Annotated in this window: 10 protein-coding genes; 3 read left to right on the forward strand and 7 right to left on the reverse strand. The window is 32.4% G+C overall.

The features are described 5' to 3' along the window. Positions 1-95: 95 nt before the first annotated feature. From ACJDUH_RS13180 to ACJDUH_RS13200, 5 genes are all read right to left on the reverse strand, one after another. Positions 96-464 (reverse strand): DUF6514 family protein, encoded by a 369-nt coding sequence (locus ACJDUH_RS13180; protein ID WP_406765666.1) that lies wholly within the window; start codon positions 462-464, stop codon positions 96-98. Between the two features lie 316 nt (positions 465-780). After that, positions 781-1,356: a hypothetical protein gene (locus ACJDUH_RS13185; RefSeq protein WP_406765667.1), complete on the reverse strand. Its 576-nt coding sequence runs from the start codon at positions 1,354-1,356 to the stop codon at positions 781-783. Positions 1,357-1,460: 104 nt separating this feature from the next. Then, positions 1,461-2,711, reverse strand: coding sequence for a hypothetical protein (locus tag ACJDUH_RS13190; RefSeq protein ID WP_406765668.1), 1,251 nt, complete (start codon positions 2,709-2,711; stop codon positions 1,461-1,463). A gap of 24 nt (positions 2,712-2,735) precedes the next feature. Then, positions 2,736-3,848: a DUF58 domain-containing protein gene (locus ACJDUH_RS13195; protein ID WP_406765669.1), complete on the reverse strand. Its 1,113-nt coding sequence runs from the start codon at positions 3,846-3,848 to the stop codon at positions 2,736-2,738. Between the two features lie 13 nt (positions 3,849-3,861). After that, a complete protein-coding gene (locus tag ACJDUH_RS13200; protein WP_406765670.1) occupies positions 3,862-4,812 on the reverse strand; it encodes an AAA family ATPase in 951 nt (316 codons plus the stop codon). A gap of 356 nt (positions 4,813-5,168) precedes the next feature. Here ACJDUH_RS13200 and pgmB point away from each other — a divergent pair, with 356 nt between their 5' ends. Beyond that, the gene (gene pgmB, locus ACJDUH_RS13205) at positions 5,169-5,831 is read left to right on the forward strand and encodes a beta-phosphoglucomutase (RefSeq protein ID WP_406765671.1); all 663 of its coding nucleotides are present in this window, start codon (positions 5,169-5,171) and stop codon (positions 5,829-5,831) included. Positions 5,832-5,974: 143 nt separating this feature from the next. Next, positions 5,975-8,200, forward strand: a complete 2,226-nt coding sequence (locus ACJDUH_RS13210) for a glycoside hydrolase family 65 protein (protein WP_406765672.1) — start codon at positions 5,975-5,977, stop codon at positions 8,198-8,200. A gap of 159 nt (positions 8,201-8,359) precedes the next feature. Here ACJDUH_RS13210 and ACJDUH_RS13215 read toward each other — a convergent pair whose 3' ends face one another. Next, on the reverse strand, positions 8,360-9,265 hold the full coding sequence (locus ACJDUH_RS13215) for an N-acetylglucosamine kinase (protein WP_406765673.1): 906 nt from the start codon (positions 9,263-9,265) through the stop codon (positions 8,360-8,362). 361 nt (positions 9,266-9,626) lie between these two features. On the opposite strand from ACJDUH_RS13215, the gene ACJDUH_RS13220 reads away from it, so the two are divergent. Further along, on the forward strand, positions 9,627-12,197 hold the full coding sequence (locus ACJDUH_RS13220; protein ID WP_406765674.1) for an FAD-dependent oxidoreductase: 2,571 nt from the start codon (positions 9,627-9,629) through the stop codon (positions 12,195-12,197). A 44-nt stretch (positions 12,198-12,241) separates the two neighbouring features. Here the strand turns inward: ACJDUH_RS13220 and ACJDUH_RS13225 are convergent, their stop codons facing one another. Continuing rightward, positions 12,242-12,583, reverse strand: coding sequence for a hypothetical protein (locus tag ACJDUH_RS13225; RefSeq protein WP_406765675.1), 342 nt, complete (start codon positions 12,581-12,583; stop codon positions 12,242-12,244). Positions 12,584-12,597: the final 14 nt, after the last annotated feature.

Raw genomic sequence — 12,597 nt, forward strand, 5'->3', positions numbered from 1 at the left:
AATTAAATGTACTTTTTGAGTTTTAAGTTTCTTTAGTCGAATCTATTTTATCATATTTAGGGGACAAAAAAAGAGGCTTCCCCTCTTTTTTGTTGTTAATTAGTTGCTATATTATTTAAATCTTCATTAAAGTCTAATATGTATTCGTCGATATATTCTCCTAAAATTTCAATTAAATGAATTGGAGAAACACAGTTATCTGATAAAAGTTTTAGCAAGTCATGAACTTTATGTCTATATGGGCTGATGCTTTCAACACTTTCTCTCTCAATATTAATAATACAGTCATCGAGAATATCCTGTCTTTCTATTTCGATGCCGTAGGTTTGGACTTCCATTTTGTCTTCACTTAAGTTTTCAGCATCCAATGATATTGAGAAGTTGTTTTTCGTTAACCTATAGATGTAATTTTTCATAATACCTTCAAAATTTTCATTTCTGGTTATGCATTCAACTACCACCATAAATCCCTGATCTTAGAAACTTATTTAAGGAACTTGTACACATTATACACAATACTTATCAACAATTGTGTATAACTACTCTTGTTTCATAAACTGCTCTAGGATACAGTTTTCACCCCCTCAAAGTATCTTTGTCACAATACTAACATTATTCACAGAAAAATATTGTCATAATCTGATAGTTATCCACAATTATTTATCTCTATATTGTGACAAATTTAACGGTGAGGGGTAAGAAAATATACCAGTTATTTGTAATTGTTAGAATATTTGGATAACTTCCTAATAATTTTGTCGAATTCTTACAGAAAATGAATTATGATTTTTTATTCAAAATTGCATCTTTTACAGCTTCAACCATCAAATTTTCTTGAATTCCTATATATTTACATATATCTTCTACAATTAAGATGCAAGCAACTACTGCTCCAATATCATTTTCAGTATAATCTTCTAAAAAGAAATTTATTTTATAGATGTCCACCGTTTCCTTCTTACACTTTATTTCACTGTATATACCAGCCAAGGCACTGTATAAGATTGAATAAGAAATATCAATAAAATCCTTTTTAGATTTATCGCTTCCGTTTATTACATCTCTTACTATTTTATTTAATGAGGTATTTTTATAATATTCTTCTATTGTTAGGTTATATTTGTTTCCAATGTGCTTTCCAATTATATCTCCATTAATAAGTGCAACTTCACCGTTGGTATTAAAGAGTATAGTTAAACCAAGATCCCCATTTTTCTCTTCTTTTATTTCATCAATGAGTTTCTTCATATTATAATTAAAAGCTGAATTAAACTTTGAATCTAAAATAAAATACTCAAGCTCTCTAGCTGAGGCAACAGCAACAAAATCAGAAAACTTTCTGTATAATTTTTTCATGAATTCCTTGCTTCTCACATAAAATCTCCCCTTCCGTACAAATTTATTTTGCACAGCATAAAGAGAAACTATACTATAGTAATTTACAAAGGTCGAAAAGGCTATTAAAGCTGTTTCTTAACCTTAGCAAAACTTTCTTTTATTACTTCAACTTTTTCCTTACTAATCTTATGAGAAGAAAACTTTGCTTCATTGTAAATATCTGTTAGATTGTTTATTCCTTCAGGCATCTCAATATAAGTCTTTGTAATATTCTCCAATTGCTTTGCAGTCATATGTTTCCTAAATATGCCCTTTTCATTTGTCTTCTGCTCAAATTTTTTATAAACATTTATTGCCTGTTCTCTTAAATTGCTTATTTTAAATATTTTCTTAAGTGTTCTTTTTATAGAATAAGTATTATAATTTTTGTCTTTTGAAAGCTTTTCTCTTTCCAGAAATGCTTCCTTTGAATTCCTGCTTTTCCTTGCCTTTAATCTACTTAGTGATTTATATGCAAGATAAATTAATGCTAGAAGAAGAATAACTTTTATAATATTACTAAGCCAAATAGTCCAAACTGCATTACTTGCCATATTTGCAACCTCATTATTCTTAAGCTGCGGATTATTTTGGCTAATATTTATTTTATCTATTGAGTTCAGCTTATTTGAAAAACTACTTTTTAAATAATTAATCACGATTTCAAGTGGTTTATTTATTAAAATTACCAGTACACCTGTTAGCCACTCTATTACTTTGTAAATAATATTTTCTAAGAATTTTAAGCAAATAAGTACTCTTTTAAATACGCTGTCAAGTGAAAAAAATATTACTATAGCAGCGATAGCAATATTAGTTTTGAAGCTTTTATTATTTTTAAGGCTGTAATAATAATTTCTTGCCTCTCTCATTAAAATACTAGTGGAAATTAGAAAAATTAAATAAAACTTTAATAGGAACTGTTGTGTACTTAACCTTGCAAAAGTACAAATGAAGCCTAAAACCACAAGAATGGCAATTGCCTGCTTTGCTTTATTTTTATAAACCTCATAATTTACATCTTGCTGTTCATTCATATAAGTTATAAATAATATAAAGCAGATATAGCAACTGCTATATAAAAGGTTCGGCTTGTCAGTAATAAGAAAAAGTATTGCTTCTGAAATAATAAATACAGAAAAAGCTGAAATGGCAGGTTTATTTGTTTTATCTAATATATAAGTCAGGATAAAGGCAGAAAAAAGGGATAACAAAAAAAGTTCGTAATGAACTTTTCCTCCTAAAAATCCATTTAGCAGACTTCCAAAAATAATAAAAAAGAAGGTATTGCTGCTTACTGTATAAAGTATTTTAATTTGCCTGTACCAGCTCATTTAGAAAGCTCCTTTGTGTAAAGTTTACTTAAATATTGCCTTTTCTATTCCCTTTATAATTGGCAGAGTTGATTTAGAAGATATATCTATAAGCTTGATGATAAAGCCGCTTCTAGCTAGCCTTGAAATTATGGTTATACTCTCCTCATTTAAAAAATCTGCAACTACAATATAAGTAGTATTTTTGTTAAAAAACTTGCTCTTTTCAATTAAATACTCATTAAAACTAAGCCTTGGAGTATAATCTATGCGGGCGCAAAGCTCCATAATATGCCTTAAGGAATTTAAAGAAGGTACTATTTCATTAACTGCTTCCCCTCCATAACTTATAAGCTGAGAATTACACCAAAAACCTACAGATACCCCTTCCTTAATACTTTGCCTTGAAAGTGCAGCAGCCAATGCTATGCCTCTTTCTATAGCTTTGTCATCAATAGAACTATAATAGGGCTCCCCGCATTCCACACATAAAATTATCATTAATTCCATTTCAGCAGTATAATCATAGTCTTTAACCATAAGCTTATTCATTTTTAAACTGGATTTCCAATGTACATCCTTCATTCTATCTTCTACATTGTATTCACGAATACCCTTAATATATAAGGGATCCTTATATATCCATCTTTTAATAATGGAATCTCCCTGAAAATTTGTAGTATTAAACTCAAGCTGTTTTAAGTCTATAACTTTTGGATAAACCAAAAGCTCTACATAATCCTCAAAGTCTCTCTCCCTAGTATTGAGTCCAAAAGCATCACCTATAGCCATCTTTACCTCTCTTAATAGGTAAGTTCCCCTTTTTAAGGCTCTAATGCTGTAGGTTCTTCTTACCCTTTCATGGCCTCTTACATTAAGCTTTGTAATATGATAATTTGACTCACCAGAGTTTACTAGGTTTTCTTCTTCAAAAACAACTAATTCCATAGGCAGTTTTTCAGTAATAAGCATAAAGGATATAGGCAGCCATTTATTATTTTCAATAATCATGGACATCTTGAAACTTTCACCTTCTAGAATAGAAGAAGAAACAGTTTCTCTTTTTAAGCTTAAGTTCCGAAAGCCTCTTTTAGCTGTAAATTCTGCCAGTAAAAGTATTAATAATAATATAAAAATAAAAATATAGTATCCTGTCATAACTTCACCTTGCTTAAAGCTGTTCTAGAGGAGTATGAACTGTATTTAAAATATCTGTAATTATTTCATCTGCCTTACTTAAGCTTCCCTGAATGTCATTTTTCAAAATAATTCTATGACTCAAAATAGGTATTGACATTTCTTTTATATCCTCTGGTATTACATAATCTCTGCCGCTTATTGCTGCTAAGGCTTGGCTTCCCTTCAATAGATTCAAGGAAGCTCTAGGACTTGCTCCAAGCTCAATTTTTTTGTGTTTTCTTGTGGCATTTACAAGCTCTATAATATAATTTTTAATTTCTTCACTTACATGAACCTTTGTAAAATTAGACTGTACATAGGCAACTTCTTCGAAAGAAACAACTTCACTTAACTCCTCAAGAGGATCCTCTTCCATAAATCTATCTAATATATTTTTTTCCTCCATAAATTCAGGGTAACCCAGGCTTAATCTTATAAAAAACCTGTCCAGCTGAGCCTCAGGTAACGGAAAGGTTCCAAATTGTTCCACAGGGTTTTGCGTAGCCATAACGAAAAACGGCTTACTTAGCTTAATTGTCTCTCCTTCAACAGTTATCTGCCTTTCTTCCATGCATTCTAAGAGAGCTGATTGAGTCCTTGGAGTTGCTCTGTTTATTTCATCTGCTAAAACAAATTGACTAAGCAGTGGTCCCTTTCTAAATTCAAACTCCCCGCTTTTTTGGTTGTAAAAATAAATTCCTGTTAAATCTGAAGGTAAAAGATCTGGAGTAAACTGAATTCTTTTAAAGCTTAGGTTTAAGCTTTTAGCAAGGGCCTTTGAAAGCTTGGTTTTACCAAGTCCAGGTATATCTTCTAAAAGCACATGTCCAGAGCAAATAAAGGCAACAATAATTTTATCAATTTGAGTTTTCTTTCCGATAATAACCTTACCAACATTTCCATTAATTTTATCCCTAAATTCTTTGAATTTTGAAACATCCATTTTAAAGCCTCCGGTCTTATCCTTCTTCATAATTTTGACTAATATATATTGAGAATTAATTTTTAATTATTAATTAATTGCAAAATATTAATATTAATTATATCACTTTTCAACAAATTTGTATGTAATTCTACAAGGTATGTTTTTTAATTTACGCAGTCATAAGTACAAAATGTAATGAATTGATTTTGTGCATAATTCCATAGGGTACTATTATTAAAGAAGGTTTTTTTGTATATAATTATAAAGCTTAATAATTTTAAAATACCATATTAACCTTTGGGCTTATCTATGCTATACTAGAAAGTACATAAATGCTAACGTATGCATTAGCGCATTAACAAAGGGGGATTATTGTGGCTGAAATTAAGGCTTGCCTTTTTGATTTAGATGGAGTTATTGTGGACACTGCAAAATATCATTACTTGGCTTGGAAAAGGCTGGCGCAGGAATTAGGGTTTGAGTTTACCAAGGAAGATAATGAGAGACTTAAGGGTGTAAGCCGAATGGAATCCTTAAATATATTATTAGAAATCGGCGGAGTTTCATTTGATGCTGCTAAAAAAGAAAAACTGGCAGAGATGAAGAATAATTGGTACGTGGAATATATATCAAAGATGGATTCCTCTGAGGTTCTGCCCGGTGTAATAGATTTTATAAAAGAACTTAGAGAAAGTGGCATTAAGACTGCACTAGGATCAGTAAGTAAAAATGCAATGCTTATATTAAAGAATATTGGAATACTTCAATACTTAGATGCCGTAATTGATGGAACAAAAATAACAAATGCTAAGCCTCACCCAGAGGTTTTTCTAAAGGGTGCAGAGGAGCTTAAAGTAGCTCCCTTCGAATGTGTGGTTTTTGAAGATGCCAAGGCAGGAATCGAAGCTGCTATAAATGCTGGAATGTACAGCATCGGAGTTGGATCTCCTAGGATTTTAAATAAAGCTGATTTTGTTATAAGTTCCTTTAAGGAAATGGATATAGGGAAGCTAAATAAAATAACAAATAAAATTTAATGGGTAGCATAAGCTGCCTAAATTTTATACTCATTATGCAAACGATTGTCTTTAGTTTTTTCTTTAATTGAACTTGGCTTTTTATATAAATCTATTAAGCATCTCTGTGAAAATTTTTATAAATGTTGAAAGGAAGATAGCTCATGAAGCAGTATTTTAAGATTGATGAATGGCGTATTATAGAAGAAGGTTTTTGCCCGGAGCAAAACAAAGTTGCTGAAAGTGTATGTAGTATTGGAAATGGTCATATGGGCCAAAGAGCTAATTTTGAGGAGTATTACAGCGGCGATTCCCTGCAGGGCAGCTACATGGCGGGAGTTTATTATCCTGACAAAACAAGAGTTGGTTGGTGGAAAAACGGATATCCAGAATACTTTGCAAAGGTACTCAATTCTATAAATTGGATAGGTATTAATTTTGTAGTCAATGGTTTGTCCTTAGATCTTGCAAAAGCTAAAATAAGTAATTTTAATAGAATACTTAACATGAAAGAAGGAACCTTAGAGCGCTCCTTCACAGCTGAGCTTTCAAATGGAAATATAGTTAAGGTTAATACAAAGAGATTTGTAAGCGCAGTATATCCTGAAATAGGAGCAATTCGTTACTCAATTATTCCAATTAATTTTGATGGTGAAATAAAAATAACACCTTATTTGGACGGGGATGTTATAAATGAGGATTCTAATTATGAAGAAAAATTCTGGGATGAAGTGAAAATTATCCCCTCAGAGGATATATCAGCTTTAGTTATGAAAACAAAGCTTTTGGACTTTTATATTTGTTCCTCTATGAAATTTGATATTTTTAAAGCTGGAGCCATGGTTTCTGAAGATATAGAGGTAAATACAAAGAAAAAGTTTGTATCTAATACTGTAATAATTAATGCCTTAGTAGGTGAAGAAATTACTGTTTATAAATATGCCTCTAATATTACTTCAAGAGACTTCGAAAAGGAGAATTTAATCTCCAAATCAAAGGAATTGCTGCTTAGAGCTTATAATGAGGGATTTGAAGAATTGCTTAAAAAGCAAAAAGAAGCCTGGGCTATTAAATGGAATAAAAGTGATATCGTTATTGAAGGAGATCTGGAGGCTCAGCAAGGTATTAGATTTAATATTTTTCAGCTAAACCAAACCTATACTGGGGAGGATGAAAGACTGAATATAGGTCCAAAGGGCTTTACTGGTGAGAAATATGGTGGAAGCACCTATTGGGATACTGAAGCCTACTGCATTCCCTTTTACCTTTCAACTGCTGAGGAAAGTGTTGCAAGAAACCTTTTAATTTATAGATACAAGCATCTTGAAAAAGCTAAGGAAAATGCTAGAAAACTTGGTTTTAAAAAAGGCGCACTATATCCAATGGTAACTATGAACGGTGAAGAATGCCACAACGAGTGGGAAATAACCTTTGAAGAAATTCATAGAAACGGTGCCATTGCCTATGCTATATATAATTATGTAAATTATACCGGAGACAAGGCATATTTAAGTAAGTATGGTTTCGAAGTTTTAGCAGAAATAAGCCGCTTTTGGGAAGAAAGAGTTCATTTTTCACAAAGAAAAGGCAAGTATGTAATTCATGGAGTTACCGGTCCTAATGAATATGAAAACAACGTTAATAACAACTGGTACACAAACAGGATTGCCTCTTGGACATTAGAATATACCTTAAAGGTACTAGATTATCTTAAAAATAATGAACCAGTAAATTATGAGACATTAAGACATAAGCTTCAGCTAAAAGATGGGGAAACGGATAAATGGCAGAGTATTATTGACAATATGTACTACCCTGTTGATGAGGAATTAGGAATTTTCCTTCAGCAGGATGGCTATTTAGATAAGGAGCAAATTTTAGTTTCAGAGCTGCCAGATGAAGAAAGACCAATAAATCAAAAATGGTCTTGGGATAGAATACTTCGTTCCTGCTTTATAAAGCAGGCTGATGTCCTCCAAGGTTTATATTTCTTAGAAGATGAGTATGATGAAGACATCATAAGAAGAAACTTTAATTTCTATGAGCCAAGAACTGTTCACGAATCTTCACTATCTCCCTGTGTTCACTCAATACTAGCTTCTAAGCTTGGTATGAAGGAAAAGGCTTATGAAATGTATTTGAGGACCTCAAGACTTGATTTAGATAACTATAACAATGACACTGAAGATGGCTGTCATATAACCAGCATGGCAGGTACCTGGCTTTCAGTAATTCAAGGCTTTGCAGGTATGAGAGTTAAGAATGGACATCTAACCTTTAACCCCTTTATTCCTGGTCATTGGAAGTCCTTCTCCTTTAAGATTATGTTTAGAGGAACATTATATGATGTAAAGGTGAAAGACGGAAGTTTTAAGTGTACTGCACAGTAAGTTTGTGATAACACAAAGTGTGTCAGAGTGACGTATCTTGTGGCACATCAGTTTGGACTTATATTAATGGGATTAACTCCATAATCAGGATTTAATCCCATTTTATCTTTTTAACATTAACAATTACTTCTTAATGTTTCATTTTAGTTGTTAATCAGTCTAATTTTCTAATAGTTTTTTAGCTAAATAAAAGGCTCCTTTTGCTGGAGAAACTTCTTCATCCACAATAGTGAAGCTTCCTACCCTTAAGGCATCTTCAAAGGAATTTCTCACAAGCTTTACTTTTGTTAAAATACTACCTTTTATTCCAATCTCAACTTCATTTTTAAAATTTAATTTTTTATATAAATTATTAGTCATTTCTGCCAGGTCTTTTCCAGCATTTATTAAGATTTCCCTGGCAATTGAATCACCACCATCTGCTAGTTCAACAACGATAGGTACAAAGCTAGCAATATTTCCTTTACCAGAAGAATAAATAAAATCTATAATATCTACTGCCTTTTCGATAGAAAGCTTTTTCATAAAGGCTTTTGAAAGTGGACTAGTCGGTAAATTATGTTCATCTTCAAAAATCATATTTTTAAAGGCATTTATTGCTATATGATAGCCGCTGCCCTCGTCACCTAGTAAGTGTCCCCATCCCCCTGACCTTTCTGTCCTGCCATTAAGCAATCCATAGCTTATGGAGCCTGTACCAGAAATAGTAAGAATCCCATCATCACCCTTTAACAGTGATGCAAGTGCTATCTCAGCATCATTAACAGCTTTAACAGGCAGATTAAAATCCTCTTTTAGTACTTTTTCAAGTTTAGTTCTCGCACTTTCCACTTCTATACCTGCAAGCCCAAGATAGATAAACACACAACTTGCTTCATTATAGCTTTCTTCTACACTTTTTATACAGTTTTTCAAGGACAACTCTATATTTTCTATGGCTTGCTCAAAGCCAAGTAATGCATTCCCAAAACCACCGTAGCCTCTTCCAAGTTCTTCACCCTGGAGATTGAAAGCAATTGATTCTGTTTTACTACCGCCTCCATCAACACCTATAATATATCTCATTTTTATCACCTTCCTTATAAATTAATATTTCTAAAACTTAATTTAAGTTTCCTCCTTTGTTAAGAGTTTTCACATAATTATATAGAGCAACTTTCGTGCCAACCTTTCTAAATCTTGATATATCTATGTCCCACTCATTGTGTATCATGCCTTACAAAACTTAATACACTAATTTTATACACAAGTATGACATAGGGAGGTTTTTTTGCCACAATAACTTGGACGCACCCCCTTGCCACATACTAAAAATAAACCTTTTAACTAGTTGATTTTTATTTAACAATGTATTATAATGAACTTAATTAATAATAATTATTACTTAATAATATAATTTTGATTTATTTATGAGAGGTGTTATAGAATGATGAAGGCTTTAGAGGTTAAAAAAGATATATATTGGGTTGGTTCATTAGACCCTGAGCTTAGAATTTTTGACATTGTTATGTATACGCCGTACGGTTCAACTTATAATTCCTATGTAATTAAAGGCAGTGAAAAAACTGCAATATTCGAAACTGTTAAAGAGCATACTTTTCCCCAGTATTTAGAAAGATTAAAGTCACTTAATGTAAATTTTGATGAAGTAGCTTATATTATAGTTCAGCATACAGAGCCAGATCATGCAGGTTCAGTGGCTAAGCTTTTAGACTATGCTAAAAATGCAAAGGTAGTTGGCTCTGCCCCTGCAATTAGATTTTTAAAACAAATTGCTAATAGGCCTTTTGAATCCATAATAGTTAGACAAGATGATATCTTAAGTCTTGGTAATAAAACTTTGAAATTCATTGAGGCACCCTTTTTACATTGGCCGGATACCATTTATACTTATGTAGAAGAGGATAAAGTACTTTTAACCTGTGATTCCTTCGGCAGCCATTACTGTTTTGATGGAATGTTTAATGATTTAATTCCAAAAGATAAGGAAGAGGAATATTTAGAATCCTTTAAGTATTATTACGACTGCATTATGGGACCTTTTAAAACACATGTGTTAAAAGCTCTAGATAAAATACAAGATTTAGACATTGATACAATTTGCACAGGACACGGTCCTATATTAAGAAGTAATATTAAATATTATTTCGACAACTACAGAAAATGGAGTACTGAAATAGCCCCTAATGATGGAAAGACAAGAGTAGTTATCCCCTATGTTTCAGCTTATGGTTTTACTGAAGAGATAGCTAAAAAAATAGCTGAAGGCATTAAGTCACAGATAAAGGATGCAATTATAGACCTTTACAATGTAATTTATAATAAGCAAGAGGAAATTTTAGATAAAATTTATGAAGCAGATGCTGTACTTTTTGGTTCTCCTACTATTAACGGTGATGCACTTGAGCCAATAATGGAGCTTTTAATAAAAATGAACCCGTTAGTACACGGTGGTAAGGTTGCAGCTGCCTTTGGATCCTTCGGCTGGAGCGGAGAGGCTGTTCCAAACATTGAAACTAGATTAAAGGCCCTCAGAATGAAACTGGTAACCCCTGGCCTAAGGATTAATTTTAAGCCGGATGAAGAAAAATTGAATAAAGCCTATAATTTTGGCGAAACTATAGCTGAAAAAATAAAGGAAAATTCAAGTAAAGGAGTTAAGAAGATGAGTAAAGGAAGTCTAAAGCTCTGGAAATGTATCGTCTGTGGTGAAGAATATGAAAGTGAGAAGGCCCCTGAGGTATGCCCTGCTTGTGGTGCAACAGCTGATCAATTTATTGAAGTTAAAAGAGAAGAAGTTGAATTTAAGCAAGGCAAAAAAGAAAAGTATGTAATAATAGGCAACGGTATTTCTGGATATTATGCAGCTGATTCCATTAGAAAGAGAAATAGTGAGGCTGCTATTCAATTAATAAGCAGCGAAAAGGTACTGACCTATTATAGACCTCAGCTTTCTGATTATTTGACTACAGATATTTCTGATAAGCGCTTCTTCGTATCTCCTAAGGAGTGGTATGAAAAAAATAATATAGACGTTCTGCTTGGTAATAAAGTAGAAACTATTGATAAAGAAAATAAAGTATTAATTATGGATAATAACGAAAAAATATCTTATGATAAGTTGATTTTAGCTACTGGTGCTAGAAATTTTATTCCACCTATGAAGGGTTATGATATGCAAGGCATATATTCAATAAGAGATTTGGAAGATGCTAAGAAGGTTAAGGAAGAAATTAAAGTAAGTAAAAATGCCATAGTTGTGGGCGGTGGCTTGCTTGGACTTGAAGCGGCCTGGGAAATGAAAGAAGCAGGGCTAAATGTAACAGTAGTAGAACTAGCACCAAGCCTTTTAAATATTCAATTAGATGAAAAAGCCTCAAAACTATTTGAAAAATCAGTTCAGGATGCTGGAATAACTGCCTTGACTAACGAAGCTGCCGAGGAGATTCTAGGTAATTCTAGAGTATCAGGATTAAAGTTAAAAAGCGGAAAGGTACTGCCTGCCGACTTAATTGTCTTCTCTGTAGGTATAAGATCTAATATAGGTTTAGCTCAAAATGCTGGTATTGCAGTTAATAGAGGAATAATTGTTAATGAAAAAATGGAGACAAATATTAATGATATTTATGCCTGCGGCGACTGCGCAGAGCTTAAGGGCAGAGTATATGGCACTTGGCCTGCTGCTTCAGAAATGGGTAAAACAGCTGGTGCCAATGCTTCTGGAGAAGATAGCCTTCTTAAATCCTTTGCAAATTCGGTAATTTTTAATGCCATGAACACTCAAATATTCTCTGTTGGCGAAGTAAAACCAAATGGAGAAAGTGTTGAGGTCTTAGAACATGAAGATGCTGAAAAGAGAATTTATAAAAAGCTGTTCTTTAAGAATGGGATTATAATTGGTGGAATTTTAATGAATGATACAAGCAAGTCAGTCAGACTTATGAAGGCTGTTCAGGCTGGAAAAAGCATAAGTGAAGTTTTGAAAGCAGAAATTTAAGGGATGTGGCACCGGGATGTTTCTCGTGCCACATTTGTTTTGTCCTATTCTTTTTTTGTATTACTTTCAAAATACCTAAAAAGCACAAAAAGTAATTCACAAATAAGCTTCCAAACTATTATAATTACTACAAAATATAATATTCCCCCTATAAATCCCTTAATGGAATCAAACCAAGTAATGCCGTACATATTAAAATTACTTGGATCTATATTGATGCTTCCCATTCCAACTTTATTAACAATACTTTGTAACTTCATTGCCTTTCCAAACTGAAAAGCCTTAAATAGTATAATTGGGAACCCCATATAATACAAAAAGTGTACTATACTAAATACATCATTCTCACCTAGTCTAAAAAATTCTTTTGATTTAAAAAATTCCATCCCATACATCCCTT

The organism is Candidatus Clostridium radicumherbarum, from assembly GCF_045310525.1.
In the GTDB taxonomy this organism is placed as follows: domain Bacteria; phylum Bacillota; class Clostridia; order Clostridiales; family Clostridiaceae; genus Clostridium_AT; species Clostridium_AT radicumherbarum.